Source organism: Streptomyces sp. SM10, assembly GCF_002910915.1.
Classification (GTDB): Bacteria; Actinomycetota; Actinomycetes; order Streptomycetales; family Streptomycetaceae; genus Streptomyces.
On the sequence record NZ_NEUF01000187.1, the window covers coordinates 1 to 24,317 of the forward strand.

Here is a 24,317-nt window from a genome sequence, read left to right on the forward strand (position 1 = left end):
AACACAGTGGACGCGAGCAACTGAGGACAAGCCCTCGGCCTATTAGTACCAGTCAGCTCCACCCGTTACCGGGCTTCCACATCTGGCCTATCAACCCAGTCGTCTACTGGGAGCCTTAACCACTCAAGGTGGTGGGAATACTCATCTCGAAGCAGGCTTCCCGCTTAGATGCTTTCAGCGGTTATCCTTTCCGAACGTAGCCAACCAGCCATGCCCTTGGCAGGACAACTGGCACACCAGAGGTTCGTCCGTCCCGGTCCTCTCGTACTAGGGACAGCCCTTCTCAATATTCCTACGCGCACAGCGGATAGGGACCGAACTGTCTCACGACGTTCTAAACCCAGCTCGCGTACCGCTTTAATGGGCGAACAGCCCAACCCTTGGGACCGACTCCAGCCCCAGGATGCGACGAGCCGACATCGAGGTGCCAAACCATCCCGTCGATATGGACTCTTGGGGAAGATCAGCCTGTTATCCCCGGGGTACCTTTTATCCGTTGAGCGACAGCGCTTCCACAAGCCACTGCCGGATCACTAGTCCCGACTTTCGTCCCTGCTCGACCCGTCGGTCTCACAGTCAAGCTCCCTTGTGCACTTACACTCAACACCTGATTGCCAACCAGGCTGAGGGAACCTTTGGGCGCCTCCGTTACTCTTTAGGAGGCAACCGCCCCAGTTAAACTACCCATCAGACACTGTCCCTGATCCGGATCACGGACCCAGGTTAGACATCCAGCACGACCAGAGTGGTATTTCAACGACGACTCCACAACCACTGGCGTGGCCGCTTCAAAGTCTCCCACCTATCCTACACAAGCCGAACCGAACACCAATATCAAACTATAGTAAAGGTCCCGGGGTCTTTCCGTCCTGCTGCGCGAAACGAGCATCTTTACTCGTAGTGCAATTTCACCGGGCCTATGGTTGAGACAGTCGAGAAGTCGTTACGCCATTCGTGCAGGTCGGAACTTACCCGACAAGGAATTTCGCTACCTTAGGATGGTTATAGTTACCACCGCCGTTTACTGGCGCTTAAGTTCTCAGCTTCGCACACCCGAAAGTGCACTAACCGGTCCCCTTAACGTTCCAGCACCGGGCAGGCGTCAGTCCGTATACATCGCCTTACGGCTTCGCACGGACCTGTGTTTTTAGTAAACAGTCGCTTCTCGCTGGTCTCTGCGGCCACCCCCAGCTCACCGAGTAAATCGGATCACCAGTGATGGCCCCCCTTCTCCCGAAGTTACGGGGGCATTTTGCCGAGTTCCTTAACCATAGTTCACCCGAACGCCTCGGTATTCTCTACCTGACTACCTGAGTCGGTTTAGGGTACGGGCCGCCATGAAACTCGCTAGAGGCTTTTCTCGACAGCATAGGATCATCCACTTCACCACAATCGGCTCGGCATCAGGTCTCAGCCTTAATGTGTGACGGATTTACCTACCACACGGCCTACACCCTTACCCCGGGAACAACCATCGCCCGGGTTGGACTACCTTCCTGCGTCACCCCATCGCTTACCTAGTACAAGTCTGGTTCGTCGGCTCCACCACTACCCTCAACTCCGAAGAGATCGGGCCGGCTTCACGGACTTAGCATCGCCTGATTCAGTATTGGGCGTTTCAAAGCGGGTACCGGAATATCAACCGGTTGTCCATCGACTACGCCTGTCGGCCTCGCCTTAGGTCCCGACTTACCCTGGGCAGATCAGCTTGACCCAGGAACCCTTAGTCAATCGGCGCACACGTTTCTCACGTGTGTATCGCTACTCATGCCTGCATTCTCACTCGTGAACCGTCCACAACTCGCTTCCGCGGCTGCTTCACCCGGCACACGACGCTCCCCTACCCATCCATACTCCCGTTGAGGATATGTGTATGAATGACACGACTTCGGCGGTACGCTTGAGCCCCGCTACATTGTCGGCGCGGAATCACTTGACCAGTGAGCTATTACGCACTCTTTCAAGGGTGGCTGCTTCTAAGCCAACCTCCTGGTTGTCTCTGCGACTCCACATCCTTTCCCACTTAGCGTACGCTTAGGGGCCTTAGTCGATGCTCTGGGCTGTTTCCCTCTCGACCATGGAGCTTATCCCCCACAGTCTCACTGCCGTGCTCTCACTTACCGGCATTCGGAGTTTGGCTAAGGTCAGTAACCCGGTAGGGCCCATCGCCTATCCAGTGCTCTACCTCCGGCAAGAAACACACGACGCTGCACCTAAATGCATTTCGGGGAGAACCAGCTATCACGGAGTTTGATTGGCCTTTCACCCCTAACCACAGGTCATCCCCCAGGTTTTCAACCCTGGTGGGTTCGGTCCTCCACGAAGTCTTACCTCCGCTTCAACCTGCCCATGGCTAGATCACTCCGCTTCGGGTCTAGAGCGTGCAACTCAATCGCCCTATTCGGACTCGCTTTCGCTACGGCTTCCCCACACGGGTTAACCTCGCTACACACCGCTAACTCGCAGGCTCATTCTTCAAAAGGCACGCAGTCACGACTGCATGTGCAAGCACATACAGCGACGCTCCCACGGCTTGTAGGCACACGGTTTCAGGTACTATTTCACTCCGCTCCCGCGGTACTTTTCACCATTCCCTCACGGTACTATCCGCTATCGGTCACCAGGGAATATTTAGGCTTAGCGGGTGGTCCCGCCAGATTCACACGGGATTTCTCGGGCCCCGTGCTACTTGGGTGGTTCTCAAGCAAGCCGTTGATGTTTCAGCTACGGGGGTCTTACCCTCTACGCCGGACCTTTCGCATGTCCTTCGCCTACACCAACGGTTTCTGACTTGCCGACCAATCGGCAGATTGATCAAGAGAACTCCCACAACCCCGCATGCGCAACCCCTGCCGGGTATCACACGCATACGGTTTGGCCTCATCCAGTTTCGCTCGCCACTACTCCCGGAATCACGGTTGTTTTCTCTTCCTGCGGGTACTGAGATGTTTCACTTCCCCGCGTTCCCTCCACACTGCCTATGTGTTCAGCAGCGGGTGACAGCCCATGACGACTGCCGGGTTTCCCCATTCGGAAACCCCCGGATCAAAGCTTGGTTGACAGCTCCCCGGGGACTATCGTGGCCTCCCACGTCCTTCATCGGTTCCTGGTGCCAAGGCATCCACCGTGCGCCCTTAAAAACTTGGCCACAGATGCTCGCGTCCACTGTGCAGTTCTCAAACAACGACCAGCCACCCATCACCCCACCCTTACAGGCGAGTTCACTGGGGCCGGCAACCAAAGGGACAGACTCAAACGAGCCCGTACCTTCAGATACCCAACAGCGTGCCCGACCCGACCGATCCATTCTCACTTTCCACGCCGAAGCAGTACTCGCAAAAACAACCTGTCGTGCCGAATAGTCAACGTTCCACCCATGAGCAACCACCGTCGAACATTTGCCGACGAAATGGCCTCTGGATTCCCCGAAGAGAATCTAGATGCTCCTTAGAAAGGAGGTGATCCAGCCGCACCTTCCGGTACGGCTACCTTGTTACGACTTCGTCCCAATCGCCAGTCCCACCTTCGACAGCTCCCTCCCACAAGGGGTTGGGCCACCGGCTTCGGGTGTTACCGACTTTCGTGACGTGACGGGCGGTGTGTACAAGGCCCGGGAACGTATTCACCGCAGCAATGCTGATCTGCGATTACTAGCAACTCCGACTTCATGGGGTCGAGTTGCAGACCCCAATCCGAACTGAGACCGGCTTTTTGAGATTCGCTCCGCCTCGCGGCATCGCAGCTCATTGTACCGGCCATTGTAGCACGTGTGCAGCCCAAGACATAAGGGGCATGATGACTTGACGTCGTCCCCACCTTCCTCCGAGTTGACCCCGGCAGTCTCCTGTGAGTCCCCATCACCCCGAAGGGCATGCTGGCAACACAGAACAAGGGTTGCGCTCGTTGCGGGACTTAACCCAACATCTCACGACACGAGCTGACGACAGCCATGCACCACCTGTATACCGACCACAAGGGGGGCACCATCTCTGATGCTTTCCGGTATATGTCAAGCCTTGGTAAGGTTCTTCGCGTTGCGTCGAATTAAGCCACATGCTCCGCTGCTTGTGCGGGCCCCCGTCAATTCCTTTGAGTTTTAGCCTTGCGGCCGTACTCCCCAGGCGGGGAACTTAATGCGTTAGCTGCGGCACCGACGACGTGGAATGTCGCCAACACCTAGTTCCCAACGTTTACGGCGTGGACTACCAGGGTATCTAATCCTGTTCGCTCCCCACGCTTTCGCTCCTCAGCGTCAGTAATGGCCCAGAGATCCGCCTTCGCCACCGGTGTTCCTCCTGATATCTGCGCATTTCACCGCTACACCAGGAATTCCGATCTCCCCTACCACACTCTAGCTAGCCCGTATCGAATGCAGACTCGGGGTTAAGCCCCGAGCTTTCACATCCGACGTGACAAGCCGCCTACGAGCTCTTTACGCCCAATAATTCCGGACAACGCTTGCGCCCTACGTATTACCGCGGCTGCTGGCACGTAGTTAGCCGGCGCTTCTTCTGCAGGTACCGTCACTTTCGCTTCTTCCCTGCTGAAAGAGGTTTACAACCCGAAGGCCGTCATCCCTCACGCGGCGTCGCTGCATCAGGCTTTCGCCCATTGTGCAATATTCCCCACTGCTGCCTCCCGTAGGAGTCTGGGCCGTGTCTCAGTCCCAGTGTGGCCGGTCGCCCTCTCAGGCCGGCTACCCGTCGTCGCCTTGGTAGGCCATTACCCCACCAACAAGCTGATAGGCCGCGGGCTCATCCTTCACCGCCGGAGCTTTTAACCCCGCCCCATGAGGGACAGAGTGTTATCCGGTATTAGACCCCGTTTCCAGGGCTTGTCCCAGAGTGAAGGGCAGATTGCCCACGTGTTACTCACCCGTTCGCCACTAATCCACCCCGAAGGGCTTCATCGTTCGACTTGCATGTGTTAAGCACGCCGCCAGCGTTCGTCCTGAGCCAGGATCAAACTCTCCGTGAATGTTTTCCCGTAATCGGGATCACAACACGAGAGCGGAACGACCAGGTCGGAATATGACCGGTCGTTCACAGCGTCCTCGCTGTTGTTGCCTACCGGACCGTGAAGGGCCGGCAGGACTTTTCAAAGGAACCACCAACCTGCCGAAGCAGGCCGGGGTATCAACATATCTGGCGTTGACTTTTGGCACGCTGTTGAGTTCTCAAGGAACGGACGCTTCCTTCGGTCCCGTTTCACCGGGCCCCTCCGGGCGCTTCCCTTCGTTCTTGCGTTTCCGACTCTATCAGACTCTTTCGTGTCCGATTCCCGGCCGAAGCAGGATCCTGCTGATTCGCTTTCCAGTTCTTCGCTTTCGCGTTTCCCTTTCCGGCGGTTCCAACTTTACCAGACCCTTTTCCGTTCCGTTTCCGGTCCGAATTTGATTCCGGCGGCCTGTGGAATGGCCTTTGCCTTTCGGCTGACTCGACTTTATCAGAAGCAATTCGGCCGAAGCGAATCCGGCTTGTCTGCTCCAAAGAGAAGAATCGATCGGCTCAGCGGGGATGACATCCCTTGCCTGAGCGAGATGAACCTTAGTCGGTTCCAAGCGAGCCTGTCCAGCTCGGTTGCAACCGTTAAAATATACCTCCCCACGCGGACCGTGTCAACGGTTTTTTGTGGGCGAGGAGGAGACTAGCAGGTCAGCGGGCGACCGTGCACATCGCTCCTCACGCGGCGGAAGGCAGCTCCGCGCTCCGCTCCGCCATCTCCAGGTCCCCGCTGTCCCCGGCACGGGCAGCACGGCCTCCCAGGACGTAGACATAGAGGAGAAAGGCCAGCTCAGCCGCGATGCCGATGGTGATGCGGGCCCAGGTGGGAAGGCCTGACGGGGTGACGAAGCCTTCGATCACACCGGAGACGAAGAGAACCAGCGCCAGTCCGATGGCCATGCCGATCGCGGCTCGGCCCTGCTGCGCCAGGGCCGAGCGCCGGGTGCGCGGGCCCGGGTCGATGACCGTCCAGCCGAGACGGAGACCTGTGCCGGCCGCGACGAAGACCGCGGTGAGCTCCAGCAGACCGTGCGGCAGGACGAGCCCGAGGAATGTGTCCAGACGGCCCGCGGAGGACATCAGCCCGATCCCGACAGCGAGGTTGAGCACGTTGATGAAGAGGATCCAGATCACCGGTATGCAGAGGAAGGCCCCCAGCACCAGGCACATGGCCGCCGCCTGTGCGTTGTTCGTCCAGACCTGGGCGGCGAACGAGGCGGCCGGGTGGCTGGAGTAGTACGTCTCGTACTCGCCGCCGGGCCGGGTCAGCGCGCGCAGGTCCTCCGGAGCGGCGATCGACGCCTGGACCTCCGGATGCGTGCCGATCCACCAGCCCATGACGGCGGCCAGAAGCACGGAGAGGACCGCTGTCGAGATCCACCAGTGCCGCGACCGGTAGACGGCCGCGGGGAAGCCCGCGGTCAGGAAGCGAGCGGCATCGCGCCACGATGCGCGACGGGTCCCGGTCACGGTGGAGCGCGCGCGGGCCACGAGCTGGGTGAGCCGAGCGGTCAGCAGGGGGTCGGGTGCGCTGGACTGGATCAGGGACAGATGGGTGGCGGTGCGCTGGTACAGGGCGACGAGTTCGTCCGCCTCCTCGCCTGTCAGGCTGCGCCCGCGGTGCAGAAGATGGTCCAGGCGGTCCCACTCGATGCGGTGGGTGGTCACGAAGACGTCGAGATCCATGGTCGGCTGCTGCTCCAGGCATGGGTGCGTACGGGTCCGTACTACGGCGGTGCGCTGCGGGTCAGCTTGGCAGACTGTGGTCCCGAGGGGCAGGGAAGGGCGGCGAGGGGTGGGTGGCGATGAATGAGCTCGTGACTGGAGACGCGGTCGTACTGGGGTTGCGGCCGGCGAGGCTGCCGAGCCGGGCGCTGGCGATCGCCATCGATCTTGCGGTCCTCCTGACCGTTTTCCTCCTGCTGTCCATCGGCCTGGCCGTGGCGTCGGCGACGCTCGACGAAGCAGCGACCGCGGCGATCGCCGTCGCCACCTTTCTTCTGGTGCTGGTGGGCGGGCCGGTGGCGGTGGAGACGCTCAGCCACGGCCGTTCGCTCGGGAAGCTCGCCTGCGGGCTTCGTGTGGTGCGGGACGACGGCGGGCCGATCCGGTTCCGGCACGCACTCGTGCGCGGGGCGATGGGCATGGTCGAGATCCTGGGGACCTTCGGGGTGGTGGGCTGCATCGCTTCCCTGGTCTCCGCACGCGGCCGCCGGCTCGGTGACGTGTTCGCGGGGACGCTGGTCGTGCGTGAGCGGGTGCCTGTCGGCCGGGCGCGTGCGGTGCCGCCGCCACCGCCCTGGCTCGTGGGCCGTTTCGCACAGCTGGATCTCTCGGGTGTCCCGGACGGCCTCTGGCTGGCGATTCGACAGTTCTTGACGCGGATGAACGAGCTCGACGCAGCGGTGGGCGGGCCCATGGCCGAGCGGCTCTCCTCGGACCTCACGGCGTGTACGGGAGTTCCCGCGCCGCAGGGGGTGCCGGCCGCCGCCTACCTTGCAGCGGTGGTGAACGAGCGGCAGGCGCGCGACATACGCCGCGTGGCAGCGACGGCGGGCCGGGCACCGGGCTCTGCGGCCGTGTCCGTCACCGCGCCCGTCCCCCCACCCGTGGACGGGAGCCTCTCCGGCTTCCCCCGGTCGGAAGTCCGGCCGGAAGGCGGCGGCGCTCCCGGGAAGGCTGCTTCCCCGAGCAGCAACGGGGCCGAGGGGTCCCGTCCCGGTCCGGCCGCGACGGGATTCGCGCCGCCCGCCTGAACGCCGCTCCTCGGCCCTGTCAGTCCTCGTGCTCGTCCGTCCTTCGGGACATGGCCGAGGGCGGGGATTCGAGGTGTTCGAGCTCGATTCCCGGCGCCGCCAGCACCACGTCACCCGCGATGTGGACAGCATGCTGATCACCGGTGTCCAGCGCGTTGACCTGGTACGCGTCCACGATCAGAGGTCCGTTGTCAGTGGCGTGCGCTTCACTGTTCAGCAGGGACCAGGACTGGTCGACGGTGCGTGGGGCGAGAACCGGGTCCGTGAAGGTGACCAGACGGACGCGGGTCGCGGGGGAATCGGGGGTGAGGCGCAGGAGCCGGGCCGTGGCGACGAGGAACGCGGGAGATGTGCCGGAGAAGGCGTGGGCGCGGACATTGCCTTCGGTGGCATGGGTGCCGGTGGGATCGGTCCGTACCCAGGTGACCCCGTCGAGGGCGGCGCCGCGGATCTGCCAGCTCGCGGCGTGCAGTGCCAGGCGGATGGGGCGGCCGAGCTCGTCCAGGGCCAGATCGACGGATCCCAGGTGGGCGCCCGAGGGGGCCGTGGTCTGGGAGACATAGCGCCAGCCGGAGGGGCCGGGCGCGCAGTGGAAGTGTTCTTCGCCGAGGGGGGTGTGGTCGTGGAGATCGTGGAGCGAATATCGTCCGCGGGGCATGGGGTCCTTCGGGTTCCTCGGGCTGTGCGGGTGCGGTACGGGGCAGGCCCCCGGCACGGGGGTGCGGGGGCCTGCGCTCGGACCTGCTGCTGAGAGCCTCGCCGGCCGGTGGCCGGCGGCGGGCTCAGTAGCGGTAGAGGTCGGACTTGTACGGGCCTTCGACCGGTACGCCGATGTAGTCGGCCTGCTCCTGGCGCAGGGTCGTGAGCTTCACACCCAGCGCGTCGAGGTGGAGGCGGGCGACCTTCTCGTCGAGGTGCTTCGGCAGCACGTAGACATCGGTCGGGTACGCCTCGGGCTTCGTGAACAGCTCGATCTGGGCCAGGGTCTGGTCCGCGAACGAGTTGGACATGACGAACGAGGGGTGGCCGGTGGCGTTGCCGAGGTTCAGCAGGCGGCCCTCGGACAGCACGATCAGGACCTTGCCGTCCGCGAACGTCCATGTGTGGACCTGCGGCTTGACCTCGTCCTTGACGACGCCGTCGATCCTGGCCAGGCCGGCCATGTCGATCTCGTTGTCGAAGTGACCGATGTTGCCGACGATGGCCTGGTGCTTCATCCGGGCCATGTCGGAGGCCATGATGATGTCCTTGTTGCCCGTGGTCGTGACGAAGATGTCCGCGGTCTCCACCACGTCGTCCAGCGTCGCGACCTGGTAACCGTCCATCGCCGCCTGCAGGGCGCAGATCGGGTCGATCTCCGTGATGATCACCCGGGCGCCCTGGCCACGGAGGGACTCCGCGCAGCCCTTGCCCACGTCGCCGTAGCCGCAGACGACGGCGGTCTTGCCTCCGATCAGGACGTCGGTGGCGCGGTTGATGCCGTCGATCAGCGAGTGGCGGCAGCCGTACTTGTTGTCGAACTTCGACTTGGTGACCGCGTCGTTGACGTTGATCGCCGGGAAAAGGAGGGTGCCGTCGCGGTGCATCTCGTACAGACGGTGCACGCCGGTCGTGGTCTCCTCGGTCACGCCGCGGATCTCGGACGCCAGCTGGGTCCACTTCTGCGGGGACTCGCCGAGGGTGCGGTTCAGCAGGGTGAGGATGTAGGCGTACTCCTCGCTGTCCGCGGTCGACGGGTCCGGGGCCTCGCCGGCCTTCTCGAACTCGACGCCCTTGTGGACGAGGAGGGTGGCGTCACCGCCGTCGTCCAGGATCATGTTCGGGCCGCCGGTGGGGGTCCCGGGCCACGTCAGGGCCTGCTCCGTGCACCACCAGTACTCCTCGAGGCTCTCGCCCTTCCAGGCGAAGACCGGGACGCCCGCCGGGGCGTCCGGGGTGCCGTTCGGACCGACCGCGATGGCGGCGGCGGCGTGGTCCTGGGTGGAGAAGATGTTGCAGGAGGCCCAGCGGACCTCGGCGCCCAGGGCGACGAGGGTCTCGATGAGTACCGCGGTCTGCACCGTCATGTGCAGCGAGCCGGTGATCCGGGCGCCGGCGAGCGGCTGCGCGGCGGCGTACTCCTTACGGATCGACATCAGGCCGGGCATCTCGTGCTCGGCGAGGGTGATCTCCTTGCGCCCGAAGGGGGCGAGGGAGAGGTCGGCGACCTTGAAGTCCTGGCGGTTGGCGGCCGTCGTCATAACGGGCTGCTCCTCGTGATGGGTCGAGGGTGGACTGGCTGGCTCTGCGGCGGCCACGGGCACACGAATGCCCGGGCGATCCGCAGTGCAGTCCGTCGGAGGCCCTCTCTCCCTCGGCCGGCCCGCTTGCGCGAACCGATCGACCGCCATCAGCAGCGACGTCTGGTACTTCTCCGAATCTACACCGAACGGCCCAGCGAGCCCCAGTCCGCCTGGGTGGCGGCGTGGGTCGCGGGGCCGTTCGGGGCTGGTATCCAGCAGCTCAGTGGCCGGATTCCGTCGGCGCGTCATCGGAAGGGCCGGGGCCGCCGGGAGCCTTGCCCGGGTTGGTTCCGGCCGCGGCTGCCGACGCGTCGTAGATGTCGGGCTCGAGGTAGATGACGCGGGCGATCGGGACGGCCTCGCGGATCCGGCTCTCGGCGGCGTTGATCGCCTCGGCGACCTCGGCGGCGCTCTCCTCGGCCCGGACAGCGATCTTGGCGGCCACCAGAAGTTCCTCGGGGCCGAGGTGGAGCGTGCGCATGTGGATGACGCGGGTGACGGTGTCACCGTCGACCACGGAGGCGTGGATCTTCTCGACGTCCTCGACACCGGCCGCCTCGCCGAGCAGCAGCGACTTCGTCTCGGCGGCGAGGACGATCGCGATGATGATCAGCAGGATGCCGATGCACAGGGTGCCGATGCCGTCCCAGACACCGTCGCCGGTGGCCAGCGCCAGGCCGACGCCGCCGAGTGCCAGGATCAGACCGATGAGGGCGCCCAGGTCCTCCAGGAGGACGACCGGAAGCTCGGGTGCCTTGGCCCGGCGGACGAACTGCGTCCACGAGAGCTTGCCGCGGGTCAGGTTGGACTCGGCGATGGCCGTACGGAAGGAGAAGCCCTCGGCGATGATCGCGAAGACCAGCACACCGACCGGCCAGTACCAGGCCTCGATCTCGTGCGGGTGCTTGATCTTCTCGTAGCCCTCGTAGACCGCGAACATGCCACCGACCGAGAACAGCACGATCGACACGAGGAAGGCGTAGATGTACCGCTCGCGCCCGTAACCGAAGGGGTGCTGGGGAGTCGCCTCCCGCTGGGCCTTCTTGCCACCGAGCAGCAGAAGGCCCTGGTTGCCCGAGTCCGCCAGTGAGTGGACGCTCTCCGCCAGCATCGACGACGAGCCACTGAAGAGGAACGCCACGAATTTGGCCACTGCGATCGCGAGGTTGGCGGCGAGTGCCGCCACGATCGCCTTGGTTCCGCCTGACGCGCTCATGGGTGCGTGGTGTCCCTTCCTCGGTGCCGCGGCACGGGCGCCGCGTTACGGCCGGACATTGTTGCAGCCGCTGGTGCGGACCGTACGTCAGACCATCACGGTCGCACGGAAGAGCGTTCCCGTACCGGCCACTTCGACCGTTTCGTCCGCCGGGACGAACACGGATTCTCCGGGCGCGAGGGAGAGGTCCGCGGCCGTCGGGGCGCCCGCCGTGCAGAGGAGGATCTGCGGGGTGGCCGCCGTGAGGTCGACGGGGGTTCCGCCCGCCGGCAGGACGTAGCGCGAGAGCCGGAACTCGTCGACCGGCGTCTCGTAGAGCTCCTCGCCGTTCGGTGCCGCCTCGGGGCGCAGGATGCCCGGCTCGGTGGGCTCGAAGCGGACGATGCTCAGGAGCTCCGGGACATCGATGTGCTTGGGAGTCAGGCCGCAGCGCAGCACGTTGTCGGAGTTGGCCATGATCTCGACGCCCAGGCCGCCGAGATAGGCGTGCGGCACGCCCGCACCGAGGAACATGGCCTCGCCCGGCTGGAGTTGTACGTGGTTGAGCAGCATGGCCGCGATGACGCCCGGGTCGCCGGGGTAGTGGCGGGCGATCTGGGCGTACGGGGCGTGGGCGCCACCGAGGCGTGCGGCGGCCTCGGCAGCCTCGGCGACCGTGTGCGCCATCTCGTCCGGGTCGGCGGTGAGGATCGCCGTGAGGACCTCGCGCAGGGCGCCGTCCTCGGGGCGGGCCCTGAGCAGGTCCGCGTACGGCTTGAGGGAGTCGACGCCGAGGGCGGCCATCAGGTCGGCGGCCTCGGTGGGCCTGCGGAAGCCGCACAGTCCGTCGAAGGGCGTGAGCGCGCAGATCAGTTCGGGCTTGTGGTTGGCGTCCTTGTAGGTGCGGTGGGGGGCGTCGACGGGGACGCCCCGGCGCTCCTCGTCGGCGTACCCCTGCTGCGCCTGCGCGAGGTCGGGGTGGACCTGGAGCGACAGCGGGGCGCCGGCTGCGAGGAGCTTGAGCAGGAAGGGGAGTCGGGGGCCGAAGGCGCCGACGGCCGCGGCGCCCAGTTCGCGCAGGGGGTCCGCCGCGATGACGTCCGTGAGGGACCGCTCGCCCGCTTCGGAGCCCGGGGCGTCCGCCCCGGGGGAACGGGTGAGGCGGGAAGGGGCTCCCGGGTGGGCTCCCATCCACATCTCGGCCTGCGGTTCGCCGGTCGGGGCTGTGCCGAGCAGCTCGGGTATGGCCGTGGTGGACCCCCAGGCGTAGGGGCGCACGGTGTTGGAGAGCCGGTCCATGGAGATTGTCGTCCTCGTGGAGGTGCGGGGCGTGGGTGCCCGGGGAGGGAGGCGGTCAGGCCCGGTTGTCGGAGGCCAGGGATGCGTAGACGGCGGCGAAGTCGGTGACCGCGAGGAGCTCGGCGAGGGCTTCGAGCTCGCTGCCTTCCTCCGGTTCGAGTTCGCTGATGGCCGTGTCGTGGCTCAGGGCCAGCTCGCGGGCGGCCGGGCTCGCGGTCAGGCCGCCGGTGGGCCGGTCGCGGAGGAGGACGACGCGGGCGCGCATGGCTTCGGGTTCGTCCACCCGGTCCCGGAAGAAGTCGTCGGGGTCGCCCCCGGCGGCGAAGGCGCCGGCGAGCAGCCCGCCGTGGGAGGGCAGCGCCTGCGGCAGCTCGGCCACGAGGGCGGGGCGGCCTGCGAGCTCGGCCAGGACGGCGGCGAACCGGCGTCCGACGGGGCCGGCGGCCTCGCCCTCCGTCCAGACGAGGGGCAGGCTGTCCGCGAGTTCCGCGGCGAGCGTCTTGGCCGGGTTGCTGTACGTGGCGATGGCAGGCCCGCAGCGCTCGGCCGTGCGGTCGAGGCGGTCGGCGACCTTCTGCAGCGTCTCCGGGGGCGCGTCGATCAGGCCCACCCGGTCCAGCAGGGCGAGCAACGGGGTGAGGAGGGCCCAGAGCGTGCCGGGGCCCGCCGCCGAGGTCTCGGCGTCGTACTCCCCGTGCGGGGCGGCGGCCATCGGTACGACGAGTCCGTGGACCCCGTCGACGGCCTCGCGGAGCGGGGAGCGGACGGGGGCGACGGCGACGACCGTGCAGCCGCGTCGGTAGGCCTGCTCGGCGAGCAGCGCGAGTCCGGGTTCCGAGCCGTCGGCGGTGGCGATGAGCAGCAGGTCCACGGATCCGGCCCAGCCCGGCAGCGTCCAGCGCAGTGCGCCGGCGGCTGCCGCGACGCCCGTGGGACGGATCGCGGTGACGGGTGCAAAGGCGCCCGCGAGGGCGCCGATCAGGTCCGCGACACCGGACGCGGCGGTGCCGGGGCCCGCGACGAGGACGGCCCGGGGCCGCCCTTCGGGGGCCAGTGTGCCGATTCCCGCCTCGGCGGCGTGCCGACTGGCGGTGCGGACGCGCGCTCCGGCTTCGGCGGCGCCGCGAAGCAGGCCGCGCCGGTCGGCTCGTGCCAGGGCTTCCGGTGCGTCGAGCAGCGACTCGTCGAGCATGTGGTGGGCCTCCGATCACCGTGCTGATCAGGGTGCGGGTTACGCGGGGCGGCGGGCCTCGTCGACGAGGAGCACCGGGATGCCGTCCCGTACCGGGTAGGCGAGACCGCACGCCGTGCCGGTGCAGACCAGCTCGGGGCTTTCGGCCGCGGAGCGGTCGTCGAGCCCGGAGTGGCAGGCCGGGCAGGCGAGGATCTCCAGAAGGCCGGCTTCGAGCGGCATGGGGTGGGTCCCTTCAGGCATGCGGTGCGGATCCGGTCCGGACCTGTGGGTCCGGGTCGGCGGAGCTTGGAGCGTGGTCAGCCTACCGCCGGGCCGGGAGGGTCGCGGCCCGGCAGGCCCTGCCCGGCCGGGCATGCGTCGGTGGTCTGCCGGTGGCGGGCGGCACGGGCCTCCCGAGCGGCTCATGAGGGCTGGGCTCCCGGGCACGCCCCGAGAGGCCGGGCGCCGCGGTGCGTGAGCGCCCGGTTGCGGACCGCTCGGGCGCTCGGACGAGGGCCTCGTCCGTGCCGTACCGCTCAGGCGCGGACGAGGGCGAGGACCTCGTCGCGTACGGCCGTCATCGTCCTCTCGTCCCGTGCCTCGACGTTCAGGCGCAGCAGCGGCTCGGTGTTGGAGGCACGGAGGTTGAACCACCAGTCGGCGCCGGTCACCGTCAGCCCGTCGAGCTCGTCGAATCCCACGCCGTCCCGGCCCTCGTACGCCTCCCTGATCGCCTTCAGCCGGTCGGCCTGGTCGTCGACGGTGGAGTTGATCTCGCCGGAGCCGGTGTAGCGGTCGTAGCTGTCGAGGAGTCCGGAGAGCGGGCCCTCCTGACCGCCGAGGGCGGCCAGGACGTGCAGGGCGGCGAGCATCCCCGTATCGGCGTTCCAGAAGTCGCGGAAGTAGTAGTGCGCGGAGTGCTCACCGCCGAAGATCGCGCCGTGCTCGGCCATCTCGGCCTTGATGAAGGAGTGGCCGACGCGGGTACGGACGGGGGTGCCGCCGTTCTCCCGGACGACCTCGGGGACCGACCAGGAGGTGATCAGATTGTGGATGACGATGCCCTCGCCGCCGTTGCGGGCCAGTTCACGGGCGGCGACCAGGGCTGTGATCGCGGACGGGGAGACGCCCTCGCCCCGCTCGTCGACGACGAAGCAGCGGTCGGCGTCCCCGTCGAAGGCGAGCCCGAGGTCGGCGCCCTCCGCGAGGACGCGGGCCTGGAGGTCGACGATGTTCTTCGGGTCGAGGGGGTTGGCCTCGTGGTGGGGGAAGGTGCCGTCGAGCTCGAAGTACAGGGGGACGAGGTCGAGGGGCAGGCCCGCGAAGACGGTGGGGACGGTGTGGCCGCCCATGCCGTTGCCTGCGTCGACGACGACCTTGAGCGGCCGGATCCCGTCGAGGGCGACGAGGCCCAGCAGGTGGGCGGCGTAGTCGGAGAGGGTGTCGCGCTCGGTGACGGTGCCCGGCGTGACGGCGGCCGCGGCGGGCGCGCCGTGCTCGGACCACTGCTCGACCAGGGTGCGGATCTCGGCCAGGCCGGTGTCCTGGCCCACCGGAGCGGCCCCGGCGCGGCACAGCTTGATGCCGTTGTACCGCGCCGGGTTGTGCGAGGCCGTGAACATCGCTCCGGGCAGGTCAAGTGCACCGGACGCGTAGTACAGCTGGTCCGTCGAGCAGAGCCCGATGAGGGTGACGTCGGCGCCGCGGGCCGTCGCGCCCCGGGCGAAGGCCGCGGCGAGCCCGGGTGAGGACGGCCGCATGTCGTGACCGATCACGATCGCGTCCGCATCGGTGACCTGCACGAAGGCGGCGCCGAACAGCTCGGCGAGCGGCTCGTCCCACTGGTCGGGCACGACTCCGCGCACGTCGTACGCCTTCACGAGCTGCGACAGGTCAGCAACCACGGCCGGTCCTCCTGGGGTCTTTACGGACCGCCCAAACTACCCGGCCCCCCCGGGCCCCCCGGTCAGGGGAGCATCCAGCCCAGCACCGCCGTGCTCTGCGCCATCACGATCAGGCACATCACCAGCAGCAGCCCGAGGCTCCACGGCAGGACCTTGCGCAGCAGGTCGCCCTCCCGCCCGGCGAGACCGACGGCCGCGCAGGCGATCGTCAGGTTCTGCGGAGAGATCATCTTGCCCAGCACTCCCCCGGAGCTGTTGGCGGCGGCGAGGAGGTCGGGCGAGAGCCCGGACTCCCCTGCGGCGGACACCTGGAGGGCGCCGAAGAGGGCGTTGGCCGAGGTGTCGGAACCGGAGACGGCGACCCCGAACCAGCCGAGCACCGGGGAGAGGAAGGCGAGTCCGGCGCCTGCCGCGGCGACGGACCGGCCGATCGTGGCGGCCTGCCCGGAGAGGTTCATGACGTAGGCGAGGGCGAGGACGGAGGTCACGGTGAGGATCGCGTAACGCAGTTCGTGCACGGTGGCCGCCCACTCCCGCGCCGCGGTGCCGGCCCGGACGCCGAGCACGACGGCGGTGACCAGACCGGCGAGCAGGACGAGGGTGCCGCCCGTGCCGAGGAGCGGGAGGGTGAAGACGTTGGCGCCCACCGGTTCGCCGTCGGGTCCCGCGACGTCGAGGAAGGGCCAGTCGAAGACGCGGGTCGCCTCGGCCAGCAGCTCCTTGACGGGCGGGATCTGGGCGACGGAGAACACCGCGACGATCAGTGCGTACGGGGCGTAGGCCCGCAGCACCTCCCGGCGCGGGTCCTCCTGGTCAAGGTCCTCGCTGCGCGCGCCCGTCAGGACGGCCGCGCGTACGGGTTCGTCGGCGGGCCTGCGGGCTCCGGGTACGGCGATCAGCGCGCCCGCGCCCACCAGGGCCGCGGCGATGTCGGCGAGCTGGGCCGAGACGTAGTTGGAGGCGGCGAACTGGGCGACGGCGAAGGCCACTCCGCAGACGAGCGCGGGCCCCCAGGTCTCCCGCAGCCCTCGCCTGCCGTCGACCAGGAAGACCAGGATCAGCGGGACGACGAGCGCGAGGAGCGGCGTCTGACGGCCGACGACCGTGGCGACGTCGCCCAGCGGCAGACCGGTGACCTGAGCGAGTGTCACCACGGGTGTACCCATGGCGCCGAAGGCGACGGGCGCGGTGTTGGCGACCAGGGAGACGACGGCGGCCTTCACCGGGTCGAAGCCGAGCGCGACGAGCATGACCGAGCAGATCGCGACGGGTGCGCCGAAGCCCGCCAGCGCTTCCAGGAGCGCGCCGAAGCAGAAGGCGATGACCAGGGCCTGGATGCGGGGATCGTCGGAGACTCTGCCGAAGGAGCGCCGAAGGATGTCGAAGTGCTGGGTACGGACGGTCATCCGGTACACCCAGAGGGCGTTGACGACGATCCACATGATGGGGAAGAGCCCGAAGAGGACGCCCTGTGCCCCTGCGGACAGGGTCTGGCCGACGGGCATGCCGAAGGCCAGCCATCCGACGAGCACGGCGACGGCGAGGCCGATGAGTCCGGCGCGGTGGGCCTTCATGCGGACGGCGCCGAGCAGGACCAGGACGGTCACCAACGGCAGGGAAGCGACGAGAGCGGACAGACCGAGCGAATCGGCTACGGGTTCGAGCTGCTGGACAAACACACAGACCTCCCCGGATTCCGCGATGCGGAAGCGATCTCTCACGAGTGGGGGAATGGTCGTGTCCACGACAAGCCAGCGTCAATGCTCCGTACCGGAAAACTTCATTCCGGTCGGAGAAGTGACGGACGGGGCAGACGGGCAGCAGCGCCGCCAGGAGCCTGGCCTGCGGAAGCAGGAAAGCGGGACGCCCGGAAGCGAAGAGCCGGAAGCCGACGGAGACGGCAAGCAGGAAGGGACAGGAAAAGCGGCCGACGGAGGACGCGTCAGGAGTCCGGGGAGCGCAGCACCCGGAGATGGCCCCGGCGCGCGACCTCCACCGGGTCGGCCGCTCGTGGTCCCCTGCCGCCCTGCTGCCGGTCCTGGGGCCTGGCAGCCTCGCGCACGGCGTTGGCGAGCGCTTCGAGATCGTCACCGCTGGGTCGCGTGGGAGCCGAGGGATCGGAGAGCCGGACGACTTCCCAGCCGCGCGGCGCGGTGAGCCGCTCGCCGTGCTCGGCGCAGAGGTCGTAGCAGTGGGGCTCGGCATAGGTGGCGAGCGGGCCGAGGACCGCGGTCGAGTCGGCATAGACGTACGTCAGTGTCGCGACGGCGGGACGGCCGCACGCGGTTCGCGAACAGCGACGTACAGGGCTCACGATGTTGGACGGTACCGCACTCTTGAGCGGGCTGCGACGACTCTCCCTCGGCTCACCCCCTCGTGTCGCCCTGCCGAGCGGGCCCCGCGCGGCTCCTGCGCAACCGGTCCGACCTGCGCGGCAGTCGGTCCGCGCCGGTCTGCCCGGCCGGGGCCGCGGCCCCGGAGGGAACATAAGCGGTCATACGACGGAGGTCCGCGATCGGAGCAAGGACCGGAACCGCACTCGGCCCTGGCCGGAATGTTCATCTCAGGACATCCGGCGGGCACGGCGGGAAGCGGTGATCGCCCCGGCCCGGGGAGAGTTACGCTGCGTCGGTGATGGACAGTCCCGTACCGCCCCACGCGCCCGAGCCGCGGCCCCGTCGCCGTGACCGTCATGGCCGCGGCATGCGCGGGCCGGTCGCCCCGCCGCAGGTGCCGCTGTCCGTCAGCAGGGCCGAGAGCTTCCGCGATCTCGTCCAGGACTCGGTGGAGCGGCTGGAGCGGCGCTGGCCGCAGCTGGCGGACGTCGACTTCCTGGTCCTCGACGTACCGGGTTCGCTCGAGGACACCGTGCCGCTGGGCCGCGCACTGTCGGCCGCGAAGGGACGGCCCGCACAGATCGTCGTCTACCGGCGTCCCGTCGAGATCCGCACCAAGAGCCGCGACGAGCGCGCCATGCTGGTGCACGAGGTGGTGGTGGAGCAGGTCGCGGAGCTGCTCGGCCTGTCGCCCGAGTCGGTGGACCCGCGCTACGGGCAGGAGTGAGACCCGTCAGCGGCGCGGACCTCAGTCGTCCAGGACCGAGAGGTCCTGCTCCGCCGCGGGCACCTCGACCGAGCCCCCGTCGTCCGGGAGCGTCTGCACGGTGAACATGTCGACGCCGCCCTCCGTGATCTTGAGCGTGCGGGCGGCGTGCACCGGGCCGCCCGACTCGGTCTCCACCGTCAGGGCGTAGCCGCCCTTGAGGCCGGCCGGAGCCTCGGGGGTGACCTCGAGCGTCGTACCGCCCTTGACCGTGTAGGTCTTGACGGTCCCCTCGCCGCTCTCGCTGCCCGCCGACGCCGTGACCTTGACCTCGGCCGTGGCGCCCGGGGCGGTCAGGGACAGCACCGAGCCCTTGGCGCGGTTGTCGGCGACGCTCGCCCGCTCCCCCACCGCCTCGGTCGCCGGGATGAACGCGACCTCCTGCTTGGCGCCGGTGCCGCGGACCACGCGGAGCGCGGCGACCACCGGGGTCCTGCTGCCGTCGGCCGGGGAGAGCCGGAGCGAGCCGGGTTCCCCCCGTGTGACGTCCTTGAGGTCGAGAGCGGCGGTCATCTGCGACTTGATGTGCAGGGTGGCGTTGCCGGCCGGTGAGAACGTCGCGTTCTTGCCCATGAGCTGGACCTTCACGTCGGCGTCGTCCTCCCCGGGCGCGAAGGCCACCAGGCGTACGGAGGTGGCGTCGGCCGGGATGCCCGGCAGGACCTGGGTGACGGCCGGATCGGCGGAGGCGGCCAGCCAGTCGCTGCCCACCTCGTCCTCGGCGGCGTTCACGACCGCGCCGACGCGTCCCGTCCGTGTGGTGACGTGCACGGTCACGTTCGTGGCGGCCTCGCTGGTCAGGGTCGAGATCAGCATCGGCACGCTGGACCTGGCGGGGACCGTGATGCCTTCCCCGACATCGGACTTGAGCGGGCCGTCGGCGCCGTACAGCTCGATGTCGGCGACGGCGGCGGTGTCGTCGGGGTTCGTCAGGTGGACGTAGTCCTGGCGGCTCGCCGCGGTGCTCGCACCCGGGAACCAGAAGTCCGTGTCGGGGGCGGTGCAGCTGACGCCGAGCAGGCCGCGGGCGCCGCCGGCGGCGGTCGTGGTGGTCTGCTGGGCGGTCCAGCCCGGGGCGAACCTGCCCGTGGCGGTGCCGACCAGGGCGGGGGCGTCGGTCTTCGTGGTGTCGGCCGTGACCGGCTTGCCGAGGTCCTTCAGGGAGACGACGGGCTTGCCGTCCGACGCCTTCTCCTTGTCCGCGTCGCCCTTGTCCTTGTCGGCGTCCTCCTCCTCGTCCGCGTCCTCGCCGGTCGCGTCCTCGTCCACCGGGAGGGCCTCGGCCGCCTTGAGCTCGGCGGCACCGGCCTCCCCACCGTTCTCCCCCTTCGGGGTGAAGGAGGTGTACTCCGTCTCCGCCAGGTCGGACGTGCTCGGCGCTGGGCAGAGCAGGCTGGACCGCTCCACCGGCAGCCGGGCGGCGGCCCCGGCCTGCGTCGTGTCCCCGCCGCCCGGCGCGTTGAGCGCGGCGAAACCGGTGACGGCGGCGAGGGCGACGACGCCCGCGATGAGGGACAGGGGGGTGGACTTCACTCGGACTCGCCTCGCGATGCGTTGCCGTTGCCGTTGCCGTTGCCGTTCTGCCACGGGTCCTGGCCCGGAGCCGTGTTCTGGTCGTGCCCGTCGTGCCCGTCGTACGGGGCGGCTTCGCCCGTCTCCGTGGTGTAGGGCTGCTGCTGGGCGTAGCCGTAGGGGTCGTACGCGCCCTGCTGCTGGTACGGGTCCTGCTGGTAGGGATCGGCCTGGTAGTACTGGCCCGCGTCCTGCCCGCCCTGGTACGGGCCGTAGTCGGCGCCCTGGTACTGCTGTGTGTCCCACTCCCCGTAGTTCTGCTGCGGGACCGCCGCGTACGTACCGGTGCTGTCCTGGTCCCCGGGGACCGCCGCATAGGTACCGGTGCCGTCCTGGTCGCCCGGGACCGCCGCGTACGGGTCGGTGTTCTGCTGCGCCGGGATGTACTCCCCGGGCGCCTGTTCCGGCATGCCGGGAGCCGTCTCGCCGTCCCCGGCCACCGCACCGTCCTGCCCGTACGCCGCCCCGGTGGTCTCCTCGTCCGCCGCCGCTTCCGCCTGGGCGGCCGCGCGAAGCCTGCGGGCCCGGCGTCCCTCCCCGGCGACCGGCTCGGCCGGAACGGTCTCGGTCTCCTCGGGCAGGTCGTCGTCGATCTCCCGGCGGCGGCCCGGGAGGGCCAGCACCACCAGGACGACGCCGAGCGCCACCTGTGTCCACACCCAGACGGTGTGGGTGAGGGGAGCGTCGTACGTGAGGTCGAGCGTGCCGCCCTCGGTGGGCAGCTCGAATCCCTGTGCCCAGCCGTCCACGGTCTTCGGGGTCAGGACCCGGCCGTTCAGCGTGGCCTGCCAGCCCGGGTCGGCCGAGTCGGCGATCCGCAGCACACGGCCGGTGTCGCCCTCGGGGATCGTGGTGTGCGCGTCGACGGAGAGCGATCCGACGGGTACGGGCACGCCGTCCGCCCCGGAGGGCACGATCGCGAGCCGGGACACCTGGCGGTCGACCCGCCACAGGGCGCTGCCGTCCAGCTGACTGAGCCGGCTCAGGCCGGGCGTCGAGTCCAGCACGCGGCTCATCTCACGGGGCGCCCCGTCCCGTACGAGGACGTAGCGGACGGCGAAGCCGCTGAGCTGGCTCCCCTGGTCCGCGCCGGAGCCCGCGACCAGATTGGCGACGACCTTGTCGAGGCGGGTGTTGCTGCCGCCGGCCTCGGTGAGCTCGGCGTCGCCCAGGCGGGCGCCCGAGCCGCGGACCAGGCTGTAGGAGACGGCCCCCGGTGACGTGCTCCCGAGCACCAGGGTGCGCGCCTGGTCGCGGGTGGTGCTCTCCTCCGCGACGAAGGCGGGCACCTGCACGGGGTCGCGGCGCTCCACCGGACCGGCCGCGCCGCCGATCATCCAGCCGACCGCGGCGAGGACCGGGGCGAGCCCGGCGGCCAGTGCGATCAGCGCGGCGGCCGGCTGGCGCCAGCCGAAGCTCAGGGCGGCGACCCGGAGCCGGGCGCCGTCCGCGCCGAGCAGAGCGGCGGCGAGCAGTGCGATGCCGTAGACGAGGGTGGCCGGACCGGCCCAGGTGGAGCCGTTCGAGATCCCCGCGAAGACGAGGGCGACGAGCACGACGGCCCAGGTGGTGCGGATCGCGAACTGCCGCTCCCCGCGCATCAGGGCGGCCAGCGCCGCCAGCACGATGCCCAGCAGGAGGACGCCGCCCACCGCCTTGGGGCCGCCGGGGCTGATGCCGAGCAGGTCGAGGGCGGACGCCGTGCCCGTACCGGTGTCGAGCCCGGCTTCCTCCAGGAATCCGGACGGGCCGGTCAGCAGGGACAGCGACCAGGGTGCGAGGACCAGGATCGGGGTGCCTGCGATGGCCAGGAAGCGCAGGCCGTAGGCGACGATGTCGTTCCGGCGCAGCACGAGCACGCCGATGCCGAGGACCACCGCGAGCGGCCAGACGATCGGGGTGAAGGCCGTCGTCAGGGTGAGCAGCAGGGTGTACGCCCAGGTGGCACGCCAGCTGCCGCGCGCGGTGGAGCCGTCGCCGCGCAGCCCGTGCGCGGCGACCGCGGCTCGGGCGATCAGCGGCAGGAGGACGGCCAGGACCGCCGTGCCGAGACGGCCGGTCGCCAGCGCTCCGGTCGCCGCGGGCAGGAAGGCGTACGCGATGCTCGCCCAGGCACGCAGGAGCCGGGACTCGATCAGCGGCCGGGAGGCGAAGTACGCGGTGAGCCCGGCGAGCGGGACCGAGCAGACGAGCAGCACGGTGAGCGCGAAGCCGGTGGAGCCGAGGAACAGCGCCGAGAGCGCCGCGATCACGCCGAGGTAGGGCGGCGCGGACTGGGTTCCGCCGGTGCCGACGGGATGCCAGCCGTCGGCGTAGCGCGCCCAGAGGTCGGAGACGTCGGCGGGGGCGGGCAGCAGGGCGCCGCCCGCGAGGGCGCCGCTGCCGAGCAGACCCCGGCAGGCCACGAGTGAGACGACGAGGAGAAGGAGGAAGAGCACGGGGCCGGGCTTGCGGCCGACCTTCTTGAGCCGCGCGAACTGGTCGATCTCCAGGAAGTCGGCGTCGTCGCCGCCGGGCCCGGACTCGACCGCTCCGTGCCGGGAGCCGCCGGCGTCGGAGTCGGTGCGGTTGCCGAAGTTTCCCGCGACCTGTTCGACGGTGGCCCGGACCGTGGCGCCGGGCGGCGGGAACAGGGAACGCAGTTCGGCCGCGTCCACCGCGCCGCGTCCGCGGGCGCGGCGCGCGGCAAAGATCCGTCCGGGGCGCAGCAGGGTGCCGAAGAGTCCGGCGACCTCGTCGAGTGCCTGTCCGGGCACCTTGCCGACGAGGTAGGCGAGCGTGCGCAGCAGAGTGCCGACGACGAGGCGGACGAGGGCCCACGGCAGCTGTTTGCCGCGGGCGTTGACCAGCATGGTGTAGACGGCGCCGGCCTTGTCGACGCGGTGCGGGCTGGCGACGGAGCGCCCGGCGCAGTCGATCGGGCGGCGTTCCCTGGCGGAGGCCTCGGCGTGCCGCAGCACCGCGTCGGGAGCGACGAGCACCCGGTGGCCGGCCATGTGGGCGCGCCAGCAGAGGTCGACGTCGTCACGCATCAGCGGGAGCCTGCGGTCGAAGCCGCCGAGCTCCTCCCAGACGTCACGCCTCACCAGCATGCCCGCGGAGGACACGGAGAGGACGGTACGGACCTGGTCGTGCTGGCCCTGGTCCTGCTCGCGGCGGTCCAGTCCGGTCCAGCGGCGTCCGCTGTTGGCGATGGAGACGCCGACCTCGAGGAGCTGCTTGCGGTCGTACCAGCCGCGCAGCTTGGGCCCGACGATCGCGGCGTGCTGGTCGTGGTCGACGACGCGGAGCATCTCGGCGAGCGCGTCCGGTTCGGGGGCGCTGTCGTCGTGCAGCAGCCAGAGCCACTGGACGGGTTCGCCGTGCGGGAGCTCCGGGAGGTCGTACGCGTCGTCGCGCCAGCTCCGGGTGACCGGGTCCCACCCGCTGGGGCGCTTCAGGTACGGCAGGTCGTCGGGGGTGAGGACACCGGCGGTGCGGGTCGCCTCGTCGACGGCGGTGCCGAAGCTCGTACGCCGCGCCAGGTGCAGGACGCGTTCGGCGCCGAGCGCCTCGGTGACCAGGCGGGCGGAGTCGTCGGCGCTGCCGGTGTCGGCGGCGACGACGTTCTGTACGGGGCGTTCCTGCCCGAGCAGTCCGCCGAGCACGCGGGGCAGCCAGCGCGCGCCGTCGTGCGAGACGAGCACGGCGGTGACGACGTGGCGGGGAAACTCTGGGGCGGCGGCGGCCGCGTTCGGCGCCGCCGAGTGGCTGTGCACGGACATCGGGGTACGGGCCCTCCGGCCGGGTCCGGAGGGGGTCCCCCCCGGGGGCTGCATCGGTGTACACGCGCGCCCCGGCGGGGCGTTGGCGCGTCTCTCGGACGGGGCCCCACACTAACGGTACGGCTGTGCGCCCCGCGCCGAGCGGTTGACCGGCGAGAACGCGGGACGACCGGAGATGCCGGAGATGGCCGGACATGGCGATGGCCTGGGGGCCGCGCCCTGCGTACAGGGTGCGGCCCCCAGGCCATCGCCGTCCCGGCGCCCGT

Annotated in this window: 14 protein-coding genes and 2 rRNA genes; 2 read left to right on the forward strand and 14 right to left on the reverse strand. The window is 68.9% G+C overall.

Features of this window, described 5'->3' with window-relative positions; translation table 11 throughout:
* Window positions 1–22: 22 nt before the first annotated feature.
* From B9S57_RS32500 to B9S57_RS32515, 3 genes are all read right to left on the reverse strand, one after another.
* Window positions 23–3,148: ribosomal RNA gene (locus B9S57_RS32500) — 23S ribosomal RNA — on the reverse strand.
* Between the two features lie 303 nt (window positions 3,149–3,451).
* A 16S ribosomal RNA gene (locus B9S57_RS32505) occupies window positions 3,452–4,977 on the reverse strand.
* Together the 16S and 23S rRNA genes form the textbook arrangement of a ribosomal RNA operon.
* A gap of 704 nt (window positions 4,978–5,681) precedes the next feature.
* Window positions 5,682–6,689 (reverse strand): stage II sporulation protein M, encoded by a 1,008-nt coding sequence (locus B9S57_RS32515; protein ID WP_103760749.1) that lies wholly within the window; start codon window positions 6,687–6,689, stop codon window positions 5,682–5,684.
* Window positions 6,690–6,808: 119 nt separating this feature from the next.
* On the opposite strand from B9S57_RS32515, the gene B9S57_RS32520 reads away from it, so the two are divergent.
* Window positions 6,809–7,759 carry an RDD family protein gene (locus tag B9S57_RS32520; RefSeq protein ID WP_103760750.1) on the forward strand — a complete coding sequence of 317 codons (951 nt, stop codon included), beginning with the start codon at window positions 6,809–6,811 and terminating at the stop codon, window positions 7,757–7,759.
* Between the two features lie 19 nt (window positions 7,760–7,778).
* Here the strand turns inward: B9S57_RS32520 and B9S57_RS32525 are convergent, their stop codons facing one another.
* The 9 genes from B9S57_RS32525 to B9S57_RS32565 form a co-directional block, all read right to left on the reverse strand.
* A complete protein-coding gene (locus B9S57_RS32525) occupies window positions 7,779–8,417 on the reverse strand; it encodes a hypothetical protein (RefSeq protein ID WP_103760751.1) in 639 nt (212 codons plus the stop codon).
* Between the two features lie 124 nt (window positions 8,418–8,541).
* On the reverse strand, window positions 8,542–9,999 hold the full coding sequence (gene ahcY / locus B9S57_RS32530) for an adenosylhomocysteinase (protein ID WP_103760752.1): 1,458 nt from the start codon (window positions 9,997–9,999) through the stop codon (window positions 8,542–8,544).
* Between the two features lie 262 nt (window positions 10,000–10,261).
* The gene (locus B9S57_RS32535; protein WP_103760753.1) at window positions 10,262–11,257 is read right to left on the reverse strand and encodes a cation diffusion facilitator family transporter; all 996 of its coding nucleotides are present in this window, start codon (window positions 11,255–11,257) and stop codon (window positions 10,262–10,264) included.
* Window positions 11,258–11,344: 87 nt separating this feature from the next.
* Window positions 11,345–12,535, reverse strand: coding sequence for a mannose-6-phosphate isomerase, class I (manA, locus tag B9S57_RS32540; RefSeq protein WP_103760754.1), 1,191 nt, complete (start codon window positions 12,533–12,535; stop codon window positions 11,345–11,347).
* 55 nt (window positions 12,536–12,590) lie between these two features.
* Window positions 12,591–13,727, reverse strand: coding sequence for an SIS domain-containing protein (locus B9S57_RS32545; RefSeq protein WP_103760755.1), 1,137 nt, complete (start codon window positions 13,725–13,727; stop codon window positions 12,591–12,593).
* Between the two features lie 39 nt (window positions 13,728–13,766).
* Window positions 13,767–13,949, reverse strand: coding sequence for a Trm112 family protein (locus B9S57_RS32550; RefSeq protein WP_103760756.1), 183 nt, complete (start codon window positions 13,947–13,949; stop codon window positions 13,767–13,769).
* Between the two features lie 296 nt (window positions 13,950–14,245).
* Window positions 14,246–15,613, reverse strand: a complete 1,368-nt coding sequence (locus B9S57_RS32555; protein ID WP_103760757.1) for a phosphomannomutase/phosphoglucomutase — start codon at window positions 15,611–15,613, stop codon at window positions 14,246–14,248.
* Between the two features lie 62 nt (window positions 15,614–15,675).
* Window positions 15,676–17,292 carry an L-lactate permease gene (locus tag B9S57_RS32560; RefSeq protein WP_103760758.1) on the reverse strand — a complete coding sequence of 539 codons (1,617 nt, stop codon included), beginning with the start codon at window positions 17,290–17,292 and terminating at the stop codon, window positions 15,676–15,678.
* A gap of 263 nt (window positions 17,293–17,555) precedes the next feature.
* Window positions 17,556–17,927, reverse strand: coding sequence for a DUF3499 domain-containing protein (locus tag B9S57_RS32565; RefSeq protein WP_053929176.1), 372 nt, complete (start codon window positions 17,925–17,927; stop codon window positions 17,556–17,558).
* A 320-nt stretch (window positions 17,928–18,247) separates the two neighbouring features.
* Between B9S57_RS32565 and B9S57_RS32570 the strand changes: the two genes are divergently transcribed.
* Entirely contained in the window at window positions 18,248–18,676 is a 429-nt protein-coding gene (locus tag B9S57_RS32570; RefSeq protein ID WP_103760759.1) for a metallopeptidase family protein, read from the forward strand.
* A gap of 21 nt (window positions 18,677–18,697) precedes the next feature.
* Here B9S57_RS32570 and B9S57_RS32575 read toward each other — a convergent pair whose 3' ends face one another.
* Both B9S57_RS32575 and B9S57_RS32580 read right to left on the reverse strand, forming a co-directional pair.
* Window positions 18,698–20,248, reverse strand: coding sequence for a DUF5719 family protein (locus B9S57_RS32575; protein WP_103760760.1), 1,551 nt, complete (start codon window positions 20,246–20,248; stop codon window positions 18,698–18,700).
* Window positions 20,245–24,051 carry a glycosyltransferase gene (locus tag B9S57_RS32580; RefSeq protein ID WP_103760761.1) on the reverse strand — a complete coding sequence of 1,269 codons (3,807 nt, stop codon included), beginning with the start codon at window positions 24,049–24,051 and terminating at the stop codon, window positions 20,245–20,247. Before B9S57_RS32580 ends, B9S57_RS32575 begins: the two co-directional genes overlap by 4 nt.
* Window positions 24,052–24,317: the final 266 nt, after the last annotated feature.